At 71.4% G+C, this 19,737-nt stretch carries 19 protein-coding genes; 15 read left to right on the forward strand and 4 right to left on the reverse strand.

Annotation, left to right across the window (positions count from 1 at the left end):
• Positions 1-25: 25 nt before the first annotated feature.
• Positions 26-1,072, reverse strand: a complete 1,047-nt coding sequence (locus ACLJQE_RS04485) for a Gfo/Idh/MocA family oxidoreductase (protein WP_410637651.1) — start codon at positions 1,070-1,072, stop codon at positions 26-28.
• A gap of 55 nt (positions 1,073-1,127) precedes the next feature.
• Here ACLJQE_RS04485 and ACLJQE_RS04490 point away from each other — a divergent pair, with 55 nt between their 5' ends.
• Complete coding sequence (locus tag ACLJQE_RS04490; RefSeq protein ID WP_410637652.1) at positions 1,128-2,189, forward strand: ROK family transcriptional regulator; 1,062 nt, start codon at positions 1,128-1,130, stop codon at positions 2,187-2,189.
• Positions 2,190-2,237: 48 nt separating this feature from the next.
• A complete protein-coding gene (locus ACLJQE_RS04495; protein WP_410637653.1) occupies positions 2,238-3,788 on the forward strand; it encodes a glycosyltransferase family 87 protein in 1,551 nt (516 codons plus the stop codon).
• On the opposite strand, the gene ACLJQE_RS04500 is transcribed toward ACLJQE_RS04495, so the two are convergent.
• A complete protein-coding gene (locus tag ACLJQE_RS04500) occupies positions 3,785-4,558 on the reverse strand; it encodes a deoxyribonuclease IV (protein ID WP_410637654.1) in 774 nt (257 codons plus the stop codon). The genes ACLJQE_RS04495 and ACLJQE_RS04500 overlap by 4 nt on opposite strands.
• 114 nt (positions 4,559-4,672) lie before the next feature.
• Between ACLJQE_RS04500 and ACLJQE_RS04505 the strand changes: the two genes are divergently transcribed.
• The 12 genes from ACLJQE_RS04505 (at position 4,673) to dnaB (ending at position 14,472) form a co-directional block, all read left to right on the forward strand.
• Positions 4,673-5,479, forward strand: a complete 807-nt coding sequence (locus ACLJQE_RS04505) for a hypothetical protein (protein WP_410637656.1) — start codon at positions 4,673-4,675, stop codon at positions 5,477-5,479.
• A 117-nt stretch (positions 5,480-5,596) separates the two neighbouring features.
• Positions 5,597-6,496 (forward strand): hypothetical protein, encoded by a 900-nt coding sequence (locus tag ACLJQE_RS04510; RefSeq protein WP_410637657.1) that lies wholly within the window; start codon positions 5,597-5,599, stop codon positions 6,494-6,496.
• A 130-nt stretch (positions 6,497-6,626) separates the two neighbouring features.
• Complete coding sequence (locus ACLJQE_RS04515; RefSeq protein WP_410638317.1) at positions 6,627-7,460, forward strand: hypothetical protein; 834 nt, start codon at positions 6,627-6,629, stop codon at positions 7,458-7,460.
• Between the two features lie 102 nt (positions 7,461-7,562).
• On the forward strand, positions 7,563-7,889 hold the full coding sequence (gene rpsF, locus ACLJQE_RS04520) for a 30S ribosomal protein S6 (RefSeq protein ID WP_176742059.1): 327 nt from the start codon (positions 7,563-7,565) through the stop codon (positions 7,887-7,889).
• Positions 7,890-7,906: 17 nt separating this feature from the next.
• Positions 7,907-8,425 (forward strand): single-stranded DNA-binding protein, encoded by a 519-nt coding sequence (locus ACLJQE_RS04525; RefSeq protein WP_285987441.1) that lies wholly within the window; start codon positions 7,907-7,909, stop codon positions 8,423-8,425.
• Between the two features lie 43 nt (positions 8,426-8,468).
• Positions 8,469-8,717, forward strand: a complete 249-nt coding sequence (gene rpsR, locus ACLJQE_RS04530) for a 30S ribosomal protein S18 (protein ID WP_003098744.1) — start codon at positions 8,469-8,471, stop codon at positions 8,715-8,717.
• Positions 8,718-8,731: 14 nt separating this feature from the next.
• The gene (gene rplI / locus ACLJQE_RS04535) at positions 8,732-9,193 is read left to right on the forward strand and encodes a 50S ribosomal protein L9 (protein WP_410637658.1); all 462 of its coding nucleotides are present in this window, start codon (positions 8,732-8,734) and stop codon (positions 9,191-9,193) included.
• 128 nt (positions 9,194-9,321) lie between these two features.
• Positions 9,322-9,678, forward strand: a complete 357-nt coding sequence (locus ACLJQE_RS04540; RefSeq protein ID WP_410637659.1) for a hypothetical protein — start codon at positions 9,322-9,324, stop codon at positions 9,676-9,678.
• Entirely contained in the window at positions 9,675-10,274 is a 600-nt protein-coding gene (locus ACLJQE_RS04545; protein WP_410637660.1) for a DUF3558 domain-containing protein, read from the forward strand. The genes ACLJQE_RS04540 and ACLJQE_RS04545 overlap by 4 nt, the downstream gene beginning before the upstream one ends.
• Before the next feature lies 1 nt (position 10,275).
• Positions 10,276-11,643 (forward strand): hypothetical protein, encoded by a 1,368-nt coding sequence (locus ACLJQE_RS04550; RefSeq protein WP_410637661.1) that lies wholly within the window; start codon positions 10,276-10,278, stop codon positions 11,641-11,643.
• Positions 11,644-11,774: 131 nt separating this feature from the next.
• On the forward strand, positions 11,775-12,563 hold the full coding sequence (locus tag ACLJQE_RS04555; RefSeq protein ID WP_410637662.1) for an ESX secretion-associated protein EspG: 789 nt from the start codon (positions 11,775-11,777) through the stop codon (positions 12,561-12,563).
• 505 nt (positions 12,564-13,068) lie between these two features.
• Complete coding sequence (gene dnaB, locus ACLJQE_RS04560; RefSeq protein ID WP_410638318.1) at positions 13,069-14,472, forward strand: replicative DNA helicase; 1,404 nt, start codon at positions 13,069-13,071, stop codon at positions 14,470-14,472.
• Here the strand turns inward: dnaB and ACLJQE_RS04565 are convergent.
• The gene (locus ACLJQE_RS04565) at positions 14,469-14,921 is read right to left on the reverse strand and encodes a MarR family winged helix-turn-helix transcriptional regulator (protein ID WP_410637664.1); all 453 of its coding nucleotides are present in this window, start codon (positions 14,919-14,921) and stop codon (positions 14,469-14,471) included. The two genes, dnaB and ACLJQE_RS04565, sit on opposite strands and share 4 nt — an antisense overlap.
• Before the next feature lie 148 nt (positions 14,922-15,069).
• Here ACLJQE_RS04565 and ACLJQE_RS04570 point away from each other — a divergent pair, with 148 nt between their 5' ends.
• A complete protein-coding gene (locus tag ACLJQE_RS04570; protein WP_410637665.1) occupies positions 15,070-15,840 on the forward strand; it encodes a dioxygenase in 771 nt (256 codons plus the stop codon).
• A gap of 234 nt (positions 15,841-16,074) precedes the next feature.
• On the opposite strand, the gene ACLJQE_RS04575 is transcribed toward ACLJQE_RS04570, so the two are convergent.
• Positions 16,075-19,587 (reverse strand): PE-PGRS family protein, encoded by a 3,513-nt coding sequence (locus ACLJQE_RS04575; protein ID WP_410637666.1) that lies wholly within the window; start codon positions 19,585-19,587, stop codon positions 16,075-16,077.
• Between the last annotated feature and the right edge of the window lie 150 nt (positions 19,588-19,737).

A 19,737-nucleotide genomic window follows, 5' to 3' on the forward strand; every position in this document is an offset into this window, starting at 1 on the left:
ATCGAGGTCACGGCCAGTCAGGGGGTCAGAGCTCGACCACGGTGCCTTCGACGCCGGAGCGGTGGGCCGCCTCGATCACGCGCAGGGCCGCGACCGACGACGCCGGGTCGACCGGGAAGCCGCCTTCGCCGCGCAGGGCGTCACGCACCTGGGCGTAGAACTGCTCGTAGCGGCCGACCTCGGTGGGCACGGTCTCGACCTCGGGGCCGACGCCGAGCTTCCCGGCGTCCCCGGCGGGCTCGGTGCCCCAGCCCGCGTCGCCGGGCCGCAGGCCCGCCTTGATCTGCGGTTCCTGCACGTCGAGGCCGTACTTGGTGAACGTCGCCCGGTTGCCGAGCACCCGGAACCGCGGGTTCTGCGTGCCCGCGAGCGCGGTCGCCCACAGGTGCGAGCGGACGCCGTTCGCGTGGTGCAGCGCGACGAAGACGTCGTCGTCGACCTGGACGCCGTCCCGGCGGCGGTCGACTTCCGCGTAGACGCGCGTGACCGGGCCGAACAGCTGCAGTGCCTGGTCGACGATGTGCGCGCCGAGGTCGTAGAGCAGGCCGCCGGCCTCGGCCGGGTCGCCGAACTCGCGCCAGTTGTCCTTGGGCTTCGGCACCCAGCGGTCGTAGCGGGACTCGAAGCGGAAGACCTCGCCGAGCCGTCCGGAGTCGAGAACCTTCCGCACGGTGAGGAAGTCGGAGTCGAGCCGCCGGTTCTGGAAGACCGTCAGGCCGACGCCCGCCGCGTTCGCCGCGTCGACGACCCGCTCGGCTTCGGCGGCGGTCGGCGCGAACGGCTTGTCGACGACCACCGGCAGGCCGGCTTCGATCGCCCGCAGCGCGAGCGGCACGTGCGTGCGGTTCGGCGTGCTGACCACGACGAGGTCGAGGTCGCCCGCCCGCTCGAACAACGCGTCGGCGCCGGGCACGACCTCCGCGCCCGGGTGGTCGGCGCGCGCCTGGGCGGCGTTGCCCGACGTGGTGATCACCGCCGGGGTGAGCCCGGGCGTCGCCGCCACCAGGGGAGCGTGGAAGACGCGTCCCCCGATGCCGTACCCGAGGATGCCCACGCGCAAGTCGTCCGCCATGCCGCCATTAAACAACAGCGTTGCCTAACTGACCAGACGTGCGAAGATCCTGCCCATGGCGGACACCGGGGTGAACCTGCGCGACGTGCGCGCACACAACCGTGCCCTGCTGCTCACGCACATCCTGCGGGCGGGCGGCCTCAGCCGGGTGGAGCTCGCCGAACGCACCGGGCTCACCCAGCAGGCCGTCTCCAAGATCGTCCCCGAACTCCTCGGCACCGGCCTGCTGGACGAACAGCGGCAGCAGCGCAGTGGAGCAGTGGGCAAACCCCGCACGGCGCTGCGCATCCGGGCGAGCGCCAAGCACGCGCTGGGCGCGCGCCTCGACCGCGACGAGTACCGCGTGCTGCGCACCAACCTCGTCGGCGAGGTCGAGGAGACGGCGGGCGGCCCGCTGCCGCCCGGTTTCACCCCCGAGCAGGCCGTCGACGCCATCGGGGCCACCGCGCTCGAGCTCGCCGACGGCTTCGACGTGCTCGGCTTCGGCCTCGGCGCGGTCGGCCCGCTGGACCACCGCGCCGGCCTGGTCCGCGCCGCGACGAACATGCCGGGCTGGCACGACGTGCCCCTGCGCGACCTGCTGGAGCGGCGCACCGGGCTGCCGGTGACGCTCGACAAGAACACCAACGCCGCCGCGTTCGCCCGGCTCTGGCCGCACGGCGAGCCGACGGCGACCGCGGTGGTGCTCGTCGGCACCGGCATCGGCGTCGGCCTGCTGATCGACGGGCGCCTCTACCGCGGCCCGCGGACCAACGCGGGTGAATTCGGCCACACCACGATCGCCTTCGACGGCCCGCGCTGCGCGTGCGGGCGGCGCGGCTGCGTCGAGATCATGGCCAAGCGGGCGCCGGACACCCGGGCCGCCGCCGGCTTCCTCGGCATCGGGCTGGCCGACCTGGTGCAGGTGCTCGACCTCGAACGGATCGTGCTGGCCGGGCGGGCGGTCCGGGACGAGCCGGACGTCCACCGCGAAGCCGTCGCGGCCCGGCTCGAAGAACTGCTCCCGCTGCCGCACTGGCAGCGCATCGAGGTCGTCGAAGACACCTCCGGCGAGGAGCTCGTCGCCCGCGGCGCGGCGGCGGAGGTCCTGGCCTCGTACTACGCGAATCCCGCATGATCACCGGCTTCACCGCCGCGCACACCGATCACCGATACGATCCGCCTCGTGCCAGAGGAGACCACGCGGGAGGCGGAACCCGCTCCCGTGACGCTGACCCGGGCGGAACGGATCGTCCCGAGCTGGAACGAACCGCTCGCGGCGGCGGTCACCAGACCGCTGGGCGGCCCGCTGGGTGAGCACGCCGCGGTGGGCAGGCACTGGTTCTGGTCACCCCAGCGCGTCGGGCTGCTGCTGGCCACCCTGGCGCTGGTGCTGTGCTGGTTCGGCAAGAGCTCCTGCATCCAGCAGTACCAGGACTCCAGCGGCGCCACCCAGCTCGACTGGCGCGCGGGCCGTCCGTTCGTGGCCATGTGCTACTCCGACATCGTGCCGCTCTACGGCTCCGAGCGGCTCGACCGGCCGGGCACCTTCCCGTACTACACGTCGTGGAAGGAAAGCTCCCAGACCGCCGAGGACAACACCCGGTACATGGAGTACCCGGTGCTCACCGGCCTCTTCCAGTGGGCGAACGCCAAGCTCGCGGCGGGCTGGTACAACGTCGCCGAGGCCGGCTGGCTGCCGGGCGGCCTGCCGGTGGCGATCTACTTCGACATCACGGCGTTCTTCCTGGCGGCCGCGTGGCTGGTCACCGTGTGGGCGACCGGCCGGACGGTGAGACGCCGGCCGTGGGACATGGTCCTGGTGGCGATCTCGCCACTGGTGCTGGTGCACGCCTTCACCAACTTCGACGCGCTCGCGACCGCGTTCACCGCCACCGGCCTGCTCGCCTGGGCGCGGAAGCGGCCGCTGCTCGCGGGGCTCCTGCTCGGGCTCGGCGCGACGGCGAAGCTCTACCCGCTCTTCCTGCTCGGCGTGCTGTTCGCGCTGTGCCTGCGCGCGGGCAGGCTGACGCCGTTCTGGAAGACCGCGGGCGCCGCCGTCGCGACGTGGCTGGCGGTGAACGCGCCGTTCATCCTCACCGCGACCCGCGGCTGGTGGGAGTTCTTCCGGATGAGCACCCTGCGGCCGATGGACCCGGACTCGCTCTACAACGTCTTCTCGTACATCACCGGCTGGGCCGGGTTCGACGGCGTGCTGCAGAAGAACCAGACACCGACGTACCTGAACATCACGGTGGCCGTGCTGTTCCTCGGCTGCTGCGCCGGGATCGCCTACCTCGCCCTCGCCGCGCCACGCCGTCCGCGCGTCGGCCAGCTCGCGTTCCTCGTCGTGGCCGCGTTCCTGCTGACGAACAAGGTGTGGAGCCCGCAGTACTCGCTGTGGCTCGTCCCGCTGGCGGTGCTGGCCATCCCGCGTTGGCGGCTGCTGCTCGGCTGGATGCTGATCGACGCCGTCGTGTGGGTGCCGCGGATGTTCTACTACCTCGGCGTCGACCACAAGGGCCTGCCCGAAGGCTGGTTCCTCGGCACGGTCGTGGTCCGCGACCTCGCCGTCGTCGCGCTGTGCGTGCTGGTGGTCCGGGAGATCTACCGCCCGGCCACCGACCTGGTGCGGATGGAGGGCGAAGACGACCCGGCCGGCGGCTTCCTCGACGGCGCCCGGGACGTGATCATCCCGAACGCCACCCGGCGCCGCCGGCGGGCCGTAACCGTCTAACCCAGCTGTTCGCGCAGGTAGGCGATGTCGGCGGCCTGCCCGTCGGCCGGCGTCTCGACGACGACCGGGGCGCCCGCCTCGCGGGCGACGCCGACCAGCGCCTCGGGGTCGATCGTCCCGTCGCCGCGCACGACGTTGGCGTGCCGGTCGCGGGTCGAGCCGAACTCGTCGCGGGAGTTGTTGAGGTGCACCAGGTCGATCCGGCCGGTGATGGCCTTGACCTTTTCGACGGCGGTCGACAGGTCCCAGCCCGCGGCGAACGCGTGGCAGGTGTCCAGGCAGAACCCGGCGCCGAACTCGCCGACCTTGTCCCACAGCCGGGCGATGACGTCGAGGTCGCGGGTGATCGCGTTCTCGCCGCCGGCGGTGTTCTCGATCAGGATCGGGACCTTGAAGCCGCCCTTCTCCTGCTCGCGCTCGAACAGCTTGCGCCAGTTGTCCAGGCCCGCCTCGACGTCGTCGTTCGCGCCGACGTGCCCGCCGTGCACGATCAGGCCCTTCGCGCCGATCGCCGCGGCGCCGTTCGCGTGCTGCGTGACGTTCTTCCGGGACGGGATCCGGATCTTGTTGTTCAGCGAAGCCACGTTGATGAGGTACGGCGAATGGATGAACACCTCGACCGGGTCGGCCGCGATGGCCTCGCCCTGCGGGTGCGGCTTCGGGGCCTTCCAGCCCTGCGGGTCGGAGAGGAAGAACTGGACGACGTCGGCTTTGCGGTCGGCGACCGCGGTCAACGGGTCGTCGTCACGGACATGGGCGCCAATCAGCATGCCGAGCACGGTACTCCGGTTCCATTTTCGGCCACTTGAGCCGGTTGGTGACGCTCGTGGAGTACCGTGAGCGCGTTCCGTGATCCAGATCGGTCCGACTGCCGGAGGGGCATGATGGGGAAGCACGTCGCCCGGATCACCGCACTGGGGTTCACGCTCGCGGCGTCAGCGGCGCTCGCGGCGCCGGCGGTCGCGGAAACCAACCCCACCCTCGGCGGGAGCTGCGAGGCCACGCTGCAGCAGGGGAGTTCTTCCGGGCTGACGCTCGACGCCGGCGCCCCGCTGAACGCCCCGAACCAGCTCACCGTCGGCCTCGACTCGAGTTCGCGGAACACGAACGGCTCGGCACCCCTGCTCACGCTGCCGCTCGGCGACACCGTGAAGGCCCTCGGCATCGGCCGGCTGCCGGTGGTCGGCGACGCGGCGGCGAAGGGTGTCTGCCCGGCCGCGCAGGGCACGGTCAACGCCGTCGGCAACCTGACGCAGGGCGTGGCAGGCGAACTGCCGCCGCTGCCCATCCCGCCGGACCCGAACCCGCCGCAACCTCCCACTCCGCCCGGCCCGACCCCGCCGCCCGGCCCGACCCCGCCGCCGGGCCCCGGGCCGAACCCGCCGGGCAGCAGCACCGGCCCGATCGTCACCGGACCGGGGAACGCGGGCCTGCCGGGTGACGCCATCTCGGGCATCTTCACCAACGCCGCACTGCTGCCGGGCAGCCTGGTGCAGGCGCCGGTGATCGCGCAGATCATCCCGGGTCAGCAGCTGCCGCCACCGACCGTCGACGCCCAGAAGTCGGGCACGGCGGAGGCGTTGCCCGGCGTCACGCCGCCGGCGAAGCTGCCGATGCTGCTCGCGGTGCTGGCCCTGGCGATCGTCGCGGCCGCGCTCGTCCGGGCCTGGATCCGCCGCAGCCCCGCCTGACGCACGGTGACGTCGCCTTCCACCCGAATGCCGGACAATTCTGAACGAGCGGGCGTCACCCTGCTGCCTTAGCGTCGTTGTCCTGGGAAGAAGGCGACGACACCAGGGGCGGTGAGCATGCAGGACCGGACACGGAGGGCAACAGCGCTCGGTGCGGCGGCGGTCGTGCTCGCGGGTTCAGCCGTGCTCGGGATGCCCGGCACCGCCTCCGCGGACACGAAGACCGTGCCCTGCGGCAGCACCGTTTCGGCCAAGCCGGGCGACCGCGTCCAGGGCTCGCTGCTCGGTCTGCCGCTCATCGACCTGGGCCTCGTCACCCAGGCGACCACCGTGCTGACCACCACCGTGAGCGGGCTGCTCAACACCGTCTGCAAGGTCACCGTGAACGTGGTGAACACCGTCGTGTCCCCCGTGCCGGTGGTCGGCGCCCCCGCGGCGAGCGCGCTCAACCAGGGTGTCGAGGGCGTGACCGGCGGCGCCCAGCAGGGCCTCCGCTCTCTCAGCGGCGGCCAGCCCGCGCCGCAGCAGCCCGGCGGCACGGGCGGCAGCCCGCAGCAGCCACCCGCCCAGGGTGGGTCCGGGGGCGCGCCGCAGGGTGGCACCCCGGCGGGCACCACGCCCATCCCGGACGCCAACAGCCCGCTCCTGCCCGGCTTCGCGAGCACCCCGGTGTTCGGCGGCTTCCCCTTCACCCTCGGCACGGGCTACGCGCCGATGCGCGACTACAGCGGCATCCCGTTCGCGACGGCCGGCCTGTTCACGCCGTCGCCGGCGATCCGGTACGGCAGCCAGATCCCGGGTTACGCCCCGCAGTACGGCCTCAGCGGTCCGGATGGCGCGGCCGACGGCAACTCCGGCGTCCAGACCGCGGGTCAAGCCGAAGCGCTACCCTCCGCCTCAGACGGCTTCACGAACGGGTCGAATCTGCCCCTGTTGATCGCGGTGCTGGCACTGTCCGGAGTCAGTGCGGGCCTCGTCCGCACGTGGGTGATCCGCCGGATGGCCGCTGCAAATTGAGCCAACTGCCGAGTATCTTTCACGTATCTCGGTCGTTCATTCTGGTGTTGCCTGGAACGACGCCCCCGTAATTCCCTGGAGGACAGCGCCCGTGCGGAAGATCCTGACCGTCACCGCCATTGCCGCGTTCATGGCCGGCGGCGCGTTCCTCTCCACGGGCACCGCCGCCGCCGCGACGACCCTCGTGAGCAACAGCTGCACGGGCTCGGTCACCGGGCAGATGGGCGACCAGGTCGCGATCGACGGGGCCTCGGTGAAGACCCTCGTCACGAACGGCGCCAACAACGCCGGAACCGTCGCGATCGGCAGCTGGGCGGGCGATTCCATCGCCAAGAACCACTCGATCCCGGTGGGCCAGGTGCCGAACGCCGCGGGCGGCGAGGTGACCGGCGCCGCGATCGGCAAGGCGGTGCGCACCGCCTTGGCCAACTCCGGCACCTGGGGACTCGGGCTCGACTGGAACAAGACGTTGAACAGCGTGGAGAACACGGTCGCCAAGGGCTGCGGCCTCACGCTGCTCGCCGGCAACTACGTGGCGCCGAGCACCCCGGGCCAGCCGGGCAACGCCGGCACTCCGCAGGGCAGCACCGGCACCAGCACCAGCCCCGGCGGCGCCGGCGGCAACCTCTCGAACCTGAACCCGGGCACCGCCGGCGGCACGGGCGGCAGCGCGCCGATGCGCGACTACAGCGGCATCCCGACGGCGACCGCCGGTACGGCCGTCGCCCCGGGTGTGCGGTACCCGGCGAACGGCACCCTGCCCGGTGACGCGTCCGCCCCGCAGGCGGGCCAGGGCGACCAGAGCGGCCAGGGCGCCGACATCCGCGACGCCGGCAACGCGCAGTCGCTGGCCTCGAACAGCGCGTCGAACGACGTGCAGCTGCCCATGCTGCTCGCGGTGATCGTGCTCGCCGGGGTGACCGCCGGGCTCGTCCGCACCTGGGTCCTGCGCCGGGCCGGCTGACCCCGCCGTCCGGCCCCGCAGGCACCCCCAGGTAGCCTTACCTGGACAAACCCTCCTGTCACGGACAGTCCGTGACCGCGAGCCCATAGGAGGTGAGTGGTTGTGTCACGCCATTACGAGGTAATGGTCATCCTGGACCCCACGCTCGACGAGCGCACTGTCGCTCCGACGCTGGACACCTTCCTCAACGTCATCCGCACTTCGGGCGGAAGCGTCGAGAAGGTCGACGTCTGGGGCCGGCGCCGGCTTTCGTACGAGATCAAGAAGCACGCGGAGGGCATCTACGCCCTGCTGGACCTGAACTCGTCCTCGGACGCGGTGAAGGAGCTGGACCGCCAGCTTTCGCTGCAGGAGACCGTGCTCCGCACCAAGGTCATGCGTCGCGAGGTCAAGCGCGCCGCGGCCAAGCCCGCCGCCGCCAAGGCCTGAGCCGAAGGGGAATCCCGATGGCTGGAGACACCGTCATCACGGTGATCGGCAACCTGACGTCCGACCCGGAGCTGCGCTTCACCCCGTCCGGTGCGGCGGTCGCGAACTTCACCGTCGCGTCCACCCCGCGCACGCTCGACAAGCAGTCGGGCGAGTGGAAGGACGGCGAGGCGCTGTTCCTGCGCTGCAACATCTGGCGGCAGGCGGCGGAGAACGTCGCCGAGTCCCTGACCCGCGGCGCCCGCGTCGTCGTGCAGGGCCGCCTGAAGCAGCGGTCGTTCGAGACCAAGGAAGGCGAGAAGCGGACCGTCGTCGAGCTCGAGGTCGACGAGATCGGCCCCTCGCTGCGCTACGCCACGGCCAAGGTCAACAAGGTCAGCCGCGGTGGCGGCGGCGGTGGTGACTTCGGCGGCGGCGGCGGTGGCGGCGGAAACCGCGGCGGCGGCGGCGGAATGCCTGCCGACGACCCGTGGGGTTCCGCCCCGGCCGCCAGCAGCGGTGGCGGCGGCGGCTTCTCGGACGAGCCCCCGTTCTGATCTCGTACACATCCACACAGATTTGAACTTCCAGGAGTAACCAGTGGCCAAGCCACCCATTCGCAAGCCCAAGAAGAAGGTCTGCGTGTTCTGCAAGGCCGAGAAAAAGGGCCGCCCGGAACTGATCGACTACAAGGACACCAACCTGCTGCGGAAGTACATCTCCGACCGCGGCAAGATCCGTGCCCGTCGCGTCACCGGCAACTGCAGCCAGCACCAGCGTGACATCGCCATCGCGGTCAAGAACTCCCGCGAGATGGCGCTGCTGCCCTACACCTCGACCGCGCGCTAAGGGAGGGCACTGACATGGCGAAGATCATCCTCACCACGGACGTGGCCAACCTGGGCGGCCCCGGCGACATCGTCGAGGTCAAGGACGGCTACGCGCGCAACTACCTGCTCCCGCGGGGCTACGCGATCGCGGCCTCCAAGGGCGCGGAGAAGAACGTCCGCACGATCCAGCGCGCGCAGGAGAGCCGTCGCATCCGCGACCTCGACCACGCCAAGGAGATCAAGGCGACGCTGGAGGGCCTCGGCGCCATCCAGCTCACCGGCAAGGCGGCCGAGGGCTCGAAGAAGCTCTTCGGTTCGATCACCGCCGGCGAGATCGTCGACGCGATCAAGGCGGCCGGTGGCCCGCTGCTCGACAAGCGCGTCATCGAGCTCCGCGACCACATCAAGACCGTGGGCAAGCACTCGGTCGGCGCCCGGCTGCACCCGGACGTCAAGGTCGAGGTGCGGCTCGAGGTCAAGGCCGTCGCGCAGTAAAGCTGTACGTCGTGTGAAGGCGGGTCGCCCCCTGGTGGGCGGCCCGCCTTCACGCTTTCCGGGGAACCTCGGACACCGCGGCGCCGTCGGAGGAGAATGGGCGCCGGACGCGAAGGGGATGGATCGGGATGGGTAACGAGGTCAACATGTCCGCGCCGGCCGGTGGTGGCGGCGGTTTCACGTTCGACGCCGACAAGATCGACGGCGTCATCAAGAAGTGGCAGGACCTGCAGTCCGACCTGAAGCGCGACTACGTCGACGCCAACCTGATGGCGAACGTGAAGGCGCCCGGCAAGGAGTTCGCCAGCGGCGACTGGGAGAAGCTCGCGAACCCGTCCGGCAAGGCGTTCCTCGAGCAGAACCGGAAGATGCAGGAATACGTCAAGAACTACATCGACGCGCTCACCGCCGCGAAGCAGAAGATCACCACCAAGGAGTCGGACACCCTCACCGACCTCTCGAAGACGGGGAACCAGGCCACGTGAACCGACGACTCACCGCCGTCCCGGCGCTGGCCGTTGCCGTGCTCGCTCTCGCCGGCTGCGGCGGCACGACCAGGGGCACCGCCAACCCGGCGCCGTCCACGGCCGAGTCGGGCAGCGAGACCACCCGGTCCACCGCCGACACCGCGCCGAGGGTGCCCAGCCCGCTGAAGACCGGGTCGATCACCTCGGACGCCTGCGCGACGATCGACGCGTCCGGGCGCTCCTCGCTGGGCCTCGGCGAAGGCGAGCCGCGGACCACGGGCAACGGCCCGAGCTGCACGTTCCAGGAAACCGCCGACCCGGGCAACCAGATCGACGTGACCACGGTGACGGCGAACAAGAACGGCCTCCAGGACGTCTACGACACCAAGGCGAACGACGCCTACTGGGGCGAGACCCAGGCCGCCGGGTACCCGGGTGTCTACGCCGCCGCGGTGGACGACCGCAAGAACGGCAAGTGCGGCCTGTTCGTCGCGGTGACCGACGAGCTGGTGGTCAACATCCTGGTTCAGTACGACAACGGCGCCGGGGCGGCCGACCCGTGCCCGGTCGCGATGAAGTTCGGCGAGGCGATGATTCACACCTTGGGAGGCTGAGATGCTGGAACTGGTGCTCCTGGGCGGCTTCGCCGCGTACAACATGGCGACGACGCATTCGGACGACCACACGTCGGTGCAGGGCGAACGCAAGATCGACTGCTACGACATCTGGGAGAAGATCACCACCGGTCCCGGTCCGGGCTCGATCGAGAACGGGCAGTCGGCGGCGAGCCGGCTGAAGGGTGCCTACCAGGAACGCCTGGGCACGATCGACGCGCTGGCCAAGGAGATGGACGCGGCCTGGACCGGCGGCGGCGCCGACGCGGCGCAGCAGGCCGGCGCCCACCCGCTGCGGGTGTGGATGGAGGACTCCGGCACCAAGCTCACCGACTCCGACAAGTACCTCGGTGAGCAGCACAGCGCCTTCACCACGGTGCACGCGCAGGTGCAGCCGGTGCCGAAGGACCCGCCGAAGAACAACCTGCTCAACGCGGTGACGCCGTGGACGACCGACACCGACCGGGCGATCCGCGACTACAACGCCAAGGGCCAGGCCAACGTCGACGCCTTCAACACCTACTACAAGGCGAGCAACGACAACGGCCAGAAGATGCCGACGTACGCCGCGCTCGAGGGCCAGCAGGAGAACGTCAACGTCGACGGCGGCAAGGACGGCAAGAAGAAGCCGGGCGGCACCGACGGCAACGGCTCGGGCGACGGCAACGGCAACGGAACCGGGACCGGGACCGGGACCGGCTCGGTCCCCGGCGTCAACATGCCGGCACCCGGCACCGTGCCGTCCTTCCCCGGCCAGCCGAACACCCCCGGTGGCAGTTTCGACCCGTCGAAGGTGCCGGGCTTCAACGACCGCTCCAACATTCCGGGCTTCGACCCCTCGAAGATCCCGGGCGGGAACTACGACCCGTCCAAGATCCCCGGGGCGGGCAACTACACCCCGCCGAACTTCGGTGACGGCACCCACTCGTCGGGATTCACCCCGCCGAAGATCCCCGGGGCCGGCGGCGGCTTCGGGCCCGGTGGTGCGGGCGGCGCGGGCGACTTCGCCATCCCCGGCGGCGGCTTCGGGCCCGGCGGCTCGGGCGGGATCGGCGACCCGGCGGCGGGCTTCGGGCCGGGCGGCGGGGGCTTCGGGCCCGGCGGCTCGACCGGAGCGGCCATGCCCGGCGCCGGTGACGCGGCCGGTGCCGGTCGCGGCGGCGCGGGTGCCGGCGGGGCGATGGGCGGCGCGGCCGCGGGCCGCGCCGGTGCCTCCGGGATGGGTGGCATGGGCGGCATGCACCCCGGCGGTGCCAGGGGCCAGGGCGGTGGCGACGACGAACGCACGTCGAAGTACCTGCTCGGCGACGACCCGAACGACATCTTCGGGACCGACGAGCTGACCGCGCCGCCGGTCATCGGCGAGTAGCGCACGCAGGCCCGCCGGGCGCGTGCCAAGATGGGCGCGCCCGGCGTCTTCCGCGATCACCGGGTTCACCGAGTTCGATCTTCACTGTGTCCGATTCTTACTGTGTCCGATTCTTACTGGGGGCAAGAGCGGTGCTGGACAGGCAGGTCACCATCACGACCGGCACCCTGGTCAACCTGATCCGGCGCCGGGGCGGCGAGCCGCACACCGTGCTCTCCGAGACGCCCACCTGGTACAGCGACGAGGCCCAGCGCTCCGAGGACGAGCGGACCAACGCCGAGCTCGCCAAGGCCGGGCTGTTCGGCCCGCGTGGCATGCACCCCGGGTTCGTCGCGACGATCGAAGCGGTCGCCCGGCCGCAGCTGGAGTACTACGGCTGGATCGACGGCGGGTTCCAGGGCAAGCCGGTGAGCTACCGGCTGCTCGCCGGCAGCGCCGGGGGCGAGGCGTTCGTGCTGGCCAAGCACGAGGAGCTGGACGTCGTCGTGCTCGAGTCCTCGCGCCCGGGGGAGCTGCTCGACGACTTCCTCGGCCAGATCCCGAAGCTGGCGCCCGGCCGCGGGACGCCGCTCGCGGTGCCGAAGAGCCAGATCGAGGGCACCGCCCGGAGCGACGAAGGCGGGTTCGCGGTGCTTCGCAGCGACCGTCCGGCCGAGGGTTCGCAGGAGGCCGACGAGCTCCGCCGCATCCTCGCGTTGCGCCGGATGGGGAGCGGGAGCCTCTACGTCGCGGCCCGCAGCCGCACCGGCGCGCGGCACCGGATCGAACGCCCGGTGAACTACATCGATACGTCGGAAGGCCGGTGGCTGACCGAGGAGATTCCGGGACGCGGCGAAAACCGGATCGCCTGCACCCCGGCCGACCAGCGCGTTCTCGCCGACCGGTTACGCAGCGCACAGGGCCGGCTCACCGCGGCCTGATCCACCAGCCGTTCAGCCCACCGGGTTACGCGTCTACCCTCCGTGATATTCATCCACAGGCCGCCCGGTTCAATGGGCTCGAGCTGGTCCACGACACGCCGAAGGACGGACTTCCCGCGACACGCCGGACGAGTTTTCCGCAAGTTCTCCACACCTTGTACACAGTCGCTGACCAGCGGATTCCCCAAAGCCGATCACGCTTGTCCCCAACTTGTCCACAGCTCTCACGGCACCTGTGATTGGTTACCCCCGTTCATCCACAGGTTGTCCACAGAAGGGTCCCCACCCTGAATTGCCATCGGCCTTCCGGGGGATCTAGCGTGCCCGCTCGGGCCTGTACTCACGGTGGCGCTCCGCGTGTCTGCGGCAGCCGGCCGGCGTTGTCGCCGATCATCGGGGGACGAGGTCAGGTGAACGAAGGTGCGGGCGCCAGCCACGTGCTTCGAGAGCGAAGATCCGGCATAATCGAACGGGTGTTCGACACAATGAGGAGGTGTCCGGGGCGGTGGCGCTGACCGACGACCGCAGTCCGATGTACGCGGAGTCCGACCCGGGTCCGAGCGACCCCGGCGGCGGCGGCTTCGACCGCCAGCCGCCGCAGGACATCCCGGCCGAGCAGTCCGTGCTCGGCGGCATGCTGCTGTCGAAGGACGCGGTCGCCGACGTCATCGAGGCGCTCGGCCCCGACGACTTCTACAAGCCGGCCCACCAGGCGATCTACGACTGCATCCTCGACCTCTACGGCCGCGGCGAGCCCGCCGACCCGATCACGGTGTCGGCCGAGCTGGAGCGGCGCGGGGAGCTGGGCCGCGTCGGCGGCGCGCCCTACCTGCACACGCTGATCGCGACGGTGCCGACGGCGGCGAACGCGGGGTACTACGCGGAGATCGTCTCGGAGAAGGCGGTGCTGCGCCGGCTCGTCGAGGCGGGCACCCGGATCGTGCAGTACGGCTACGGCGCGGCGGCGGGCGACGGCGCGAACATCGACGAGGTCGTCGACCGCGCGCAGGCCGCGATCTACGACGTCACCGAGCGGCGGACCAGCGAGGACTACGTCGCGCTGGAAGAACTGCTGCAGCCGACGATGGACGAGATCGACGCGATCGCCTCGCGCGGCGGCCAGTCACAGGGCATCCCGACCGGGTTCGCCGACTTCGACGAGCTGACCAACGGCCTGCACCCCGGGCAGATGATCATCGTCGCGGCCCGGCCCGGTGTCGGCAAGTCGACCCTCGGCCTGGACTTCGCGCGTTCGGCGTCGATCCGGCACGGCCTGACCAGCGTCATCTTCTCGCTGGAAATGAGCCGCACCGAGATCGTCATGCGCATGCTGTCGGCCGAGGCCAAGATCCGCCTCGCCGACATGCGCGGCGGCAAGATGTCCGACGACGACTGGACGCGGCTGGCCCGCCGGATGAGCGAGGTCTCCGAAGCACCGCTGTTCGTCGACGACTCGCCGAACATGACGATGATGGAGATCCGCGCGAAGGCACGCCGGCTGAAGCAGCGGCACGACCTCAAGCTCGTCGTCCTGGACTACCTCCAGCTGATGACGTCGGGCAAGCGCGTCGAGTCGCGGCAGCAGGAAGTCTCGGAGTTCTCCCGGCAGATGAAGCTGCTGGCGAAGGAGATCGAGGTCCCGGTGATCGCGATCAGCCAGCTGAACCGTGGTCCGGAACAGCGCACGGACAAGCGCCCGATGCTGTCCGACCTGCGTGAGTCCGGCTCCCTGGAGCAGGACGCCGACCTCGTCATCCTGGTCAACCGCCCCGACGCCTGGGAGCGGGACGACCCGCGCGCGGGCGAGGCGGACCTGATCATCGCGAAGCACCGCGCCGGGCCCACGGCGACGATCACCGTGGCGCACCAGCTGCACTACAGCCGTTTCGTCGACCTCTCGCACGACTAACCGAGAGCGCTGTACCCGCGGACGAAAGCCGTGAGGAGCCTGCCGAAGTTCTCGCGGTCTTCCTCCGGCCAGTCGGCCATGACCTCGGCGAACACCCCGCGGCGGAAGGTGTGCAGCTCGTCCAGGTGCGCCTGGCCGGCCGGCGTCGGCACGAGCACCGCCCGCCGTCCGTCTCGCTGATCGGCTTCGCGGCGAAGCAGCCCTTGCTCGACCGCGCGCGCCACGAGCCGGCTGGCGCGCGGCTGGTCGACGCCCATCGCCGCGCTCAAGGCCGTCACCGTGCTGGGTTCCCCGCGTTCGGCGAGCTCTTCGACGACGTCGAGCAGCTCGAACACGGGATCGTGCGCACCGCGGCCTCTCGCCTTGCCGATCCGGCTGAGGGCACGCCGCTGCTGGCTGCGGCGGATCGCGATCATGGCGCGCTCGACGTCGGCCACCGCGTCCGTCATGGTTGCTCCATCTCCGAATTACCGGTACCTCTCGAATCCTCCATGACCCAGGCCCTCGACGCGGAACCGCCACCCACCGCCTGAGGAATATCCCGGGGCACAGCGTCGTCTACTCCAGTAGTTGAACTTTCAAGCACTGGAGCGTTCGATGACCCGCACCCCGGTTCTCTACCTCAGCCACGGCGCCCCGCCGCTCGCCGACGACGCCACCTGGACCCGTCAGCTGGCCGGCTGGTCCGCGGCCCTGCCGGAGCCCCGCGCGATCCTGATCGTGTCGGCGCACTGGGAGGAGGCGCCGCTGACCATCGGGGCGACGACGACCGTGCCTCTCGTGTACGACTTCTGGGGCTTTCCCGAGCGCTACTACCAGGTGCAGTACGCCGCTCCCGGGGCGCCGGAGCTGGCGGAGAAGGTCCGGAAGCTGCTTCGCTCGGCGGAGACGCCGGTGCACGACGCCCCGGAGCGCGGCCTCGACCACGGCGCCTACGTGCCGCTGGTGGAGATGTACCCGGACGCGGGTATCCCGGTGCTGCAGGTCTCGATGCCGTCGCTCGACCCGCAGGAGCTGTTCGACCTCGGCCGCAAGCTCGCGCCGTTGCGCGACGAAGGCGTGCTGATCATCGGCAGCGGCTTCTTCACCCACAACCTGAGCGGGATGGCCCGCGCCACCGACGGGACGCCGCCGGCGTGGTCGGCCGAGTTCGACGACTGGGGTGACGAGGTCCTGCGCAGCGGTGACGTCGACACGCTGCTCGACTTCCGGCACAAGGCGCCGGCGGCGGCGCTCGCACACCCGCGGATCGAGCACTTCGCGCCGCTGTTCGTCTCCCTCGGCGCCACCTCGGACGAGGGCTCCGGCCGCACGGTCATCGACGGCTTCTGGCACGGCTTGGCGAAGCGTTCTCTCCAGTTCTCCTGATCCGCCCCGCGGACGCGAGCGAGCCCCAGGAGCCGATGCGGCTCCTGGGGCTCGTCGTCTCCAGGGAAGGAGTGCTATTCGGTGTTCGCGGGTGGCCCGCGTCCGCGGTCACGTCGCTTGAGCGCTCCGTGCGAGGTTGCCCTCGCGGCGCGGTGGAGCGCCTGCCTCCGTGACTGCGGAGTTCGTGGGCCGGCGGGCTCCCCGGGTTCCGGAGAACCCGCCGGCATCACCGCACTACTTGCGCTTGACCAGGCCCATCAGCTTCGCGAGGAAGCCAGTGGAGTCCAGGCCCGACATCGCCGGAACCTGCGGGGTGCTGTCGAGCACCGGCAGCTTGGCGTTCACCGGCACGGCCGGGGCGGCCGGCAGCGCGGTCGGCAGGGCGACCGGCAGGGCCGGGGCCTCGAAGGGCAGGCCGGTGGCCGGGACGTCCGCACGCTCGGTGCCGCGGCCCCCGAGGGAACCCAACGCCGACAGCCCGTTCACCGCGGGCAGCGCCGAGGCGGTGGGCAGCGACGGAACCGCGGGCAGCTTCGGCAGCGCCGGAGCGCCACCCACGGCCGGCAGCGTGACGGGCAGGCCGGCAGCCGGCACATCCGCACGCTCAGTGCCGCGACCCCCGAGGGAACCCAACGCCGACAGCCCGTTCACCGCGGGCAGCGCCGAGGCGGTGGGCAGCGACGGAACCGCGGGCAGCTTCGGCAGCGCCGGAGCGCCACCCACGGCCGGCAGCGTGACGGGCAGGCCGGCAGCCGGCACATCCGCACGCTCAGTGCCGCGACCCCCGAGGGAACCCAACGCCGACAGCCCGTTCACCGCGGGCAGCGCCGCGGTGGTGGGCAGGGCCGGCTTCGGCAGCGCCGGGGCCGGCAGCTGCGGGAGCTGCGAAGCACCCGACAGCGGGCTGGTCAGCTGCGGCACGTCGGCGCGCTCGGTGGCCAGCGGAGCCGCGACCGGCAGCGCGGGCAGGCCCTGGGTGGGCAGCCCGGCGGTCGGCAGGTTGCTCGCGAGCCCGGTCACCGAGGGCAGGCCCTGGGTGGGCAGCTGGCTGGTCTGCAGCGCACCGGTCAGCCCGTCCAGCGCAGGCAGCCCGCCGACCAGTCCGCCGACCGGCAGCTTGCCCATCAGCCCGTCCACCGACGGCATGCCACCGGCGGTGGGCAGACCGCTGCGAAGCGGCGCCAGCGACGGCAGCTCGTCGGCCGCGAGCTCCGACCCTTCGGCCGGGAACGCGATGGCGTCCACGGCTTCGTCGTCGATGCTCGTCGCGTTCGTCGCGTACGCGGTGGCGACCCCGAGCAGTTCGAGCGGCACGCCGAAGATCTGCACCGGCAGCGCGAACGCGTGGTACGCGTTGATGCCCGACAGGCTGGAGTGGTCGCCCGCGGTGACGGCCTTGCCGCCGTTCTGCGTGGTCAGCGTGTTTTCGCCGATGGCGTGCGCCACGCCGCCCACGGTCACCGCGTCGCCGAACACCTGCGCGATCGCGGTCACCGGCAGGTCGAGGATGTTGCCGGAGATCGCGCCTTCGACACCGGAGGTGGTGTCGTCGCCCGAGTTCTCGACCTCGGTCATGTTGATGCCGGTGCCCTTGGCGACACCCGCGACGCTGACGGCGTCACCGAAGACCTGCGCCACCGCCAGCGGGTCGACGCCGACGATGTTGCCGGCCACGCTGCCGCGGTCGCCGTTGGTGGTGGCGTCGCCGCCCGCCTCCGACTCGACGTCGTTGGTGCCGGCGCCGGTGCCCAGCGCGGCCCCGGCGATCCCGTTGCCGAAGACCGTGCCGGCGCCCGCGATCGGGGCCTTCACGATGTTGCCGGTCAGCGCACCGTCGCGGCCGTCGGTCACGGCGTCGCCGCCCGCCGTCGCGTCGGTGATGTTGTCGTTCTCACCGGTGCCGATGCCGCCGAGGGCGCCACCGACGCCCATCGCCTGCACGGGCAGCGCGACCGGGGCCTCGATGATGTTGCCCGCGCCGGCACCCGCCGGGCCGTTGGCCTTGACGTCGCCGCCCGCGTTGGACGTCGTGTCGGTCGAGCCCTTGCCGTGGCCCTGGCCGATGAGGGCGCCACCGAGGTTGGCGGCCTGCACCGGGGTCGACAGCGGGACCGTGCCCAGGTTCGAGCTCAGGAAGCCGCCGTCGTCCACGGTGCTGCCACCGCCGCCGCCGGAGACGACCTTGGTCTCGTCGGCCGCGCCGGTGCCCTGGCCGATGAACGAGCCACCGATGCCGAAGACCTCGGCGGGCAGGCCGACCGGCACCTGGACGAGGTTGCCCGAGCCGGCCGAGTCGTTGCCCTGCGTGCCGTCGTACGCCCCGGCGGTGACCGTCTTGTCCTCGGTCGCCGTGCCGGTCGCGTTGCCGATGTGGCTGCCGCCGATACCGAAGACCTCGGGCGCGCCCGCGGCCTGGGTGTTGACGATGTTGCCGCCGAGGAAGGCGCCGTTGCCCTTGGTGTAGCTGCCGTTGCCGGCGTTGGCGTCGGTCGTGTTGTCGTGCGCGGCGTTCGCCTGGCCGATGTACGTGCCACCGATGCCGAAGGCCTCGACCGGCAGCGCGACCGACGGGTTGAGGACGTTGCCCGACCCGCTCGAGTCGTCACCGGTGGTCTTGACGAAGCCACCCGAGTCGACAGTGCTGGAGGAACTGCCGGCGGCGGGGATGCCCGAGGAGGCGTTGCCGATCCACGAGCCCGCGACACCCGCGACGTTCGCGATCGGGGACAGCGAGGCCGCCCCGCCGTTGCCGGAGAGGAACGAGTCGTCGCCGCTGGTCTCGAGGTAGGTCGGGATGCCGAGGCTGCCCGTGCGGGTGGCGCCGGCCGTGGCGTCGGCGGAGGTGTTGCAGCCGTCGGAGTTCGACAGCGAGCCCCACACGGCACCCGAGTTGCAGTTGAACTTGACCGGCAGGGCGATCGGCGCACCGACCACGTTGCCCGACCCGGAGGCCTGGTCGCCGGAGCTGAACAGCGAGCCACCGGAGGTGGCGACGGTGTCGGCGGAGTAGTCGTGGCTCTGCCCGTTGCCGAGCAGGAACGAAGCGGCGTTGCCGGTCACCTGCACCGGGGTGGCGAACTGGCCCGCCACCACGTTGCCGGAGAGCGCGGAGCCGTCGCCGTTGGTGTCGACGTCCCCGGTCTCGGTGGTGCTCTGGCTGGCCGACCCACCGGTCACGCGGCCGGTGCCGCCGGCGACCCCGCCGCCGTTGCCGGCGATCTGGACGGGGAGCGCCCAGTCGAGGACGACGGCGTTGCCCGCGAGGCTGGAGTCCTGGCCCGTCGTCTTGACGTCCTGGTCGTGCGTCCAGGTCTGCGAGTGGTCGCCGCCGACGACGTGCGCGTCGCCGAGCACGCCGATCGCGTTGTCGACGATCTGGATCGGGACGACGATGTCGCCCGCGACCTTGTTGCCCTTGAGGTTGTTGTGGCTCGGGGTGAACTTCGCGCCGAAGGCGCTCTCACTGACCGGGCTCGCCTCGTCGAACTGCTTGGCGGCTTCGTTGGCCGGCTTGGTGACGGGCTTGGTGCTCAGCTCCGTCTGCCCGGCGGGCAGGTCCAGCTGGCCGAAGGGGGTGCCGACCGCGTTGTTGGCTCCCTGGATCGGAGCCGTGACGTTCAGGTCGAGCGGCGAGGCAGGGGTGTCGGGGTTGACGTTCTCGTCAGCCGAGGCGATGCCGGTGCCCAGCATCAGCAACCCACCCGTGACAAATGCGGTCTGGAGTCCGCGCTTTGCCCACGTCTGCATGGGGTTTTTCTCCTTCATTTAGGGTTCCCTTGCGGGTTCATGGGGTGCGCCCGTCGAAAGAACGGCGATGGCGCCCGAGCGCACCGAGGGGATGGAACTTCTTGCGGGCGCGAGAAAGCGCACCGCCGAGTCACGGGTGTGGAGCGGACG

Source organism: Amycolatopsis sp. lyj-346, from assembly GCF_046548975.1.
In the GTDB taxonomy this organism is placed as follows: Bacteria; Actinomycetota; Actinomycetes; order Mycobacteriales; family Pseudonocardiaceae; genus Amycolatopsis.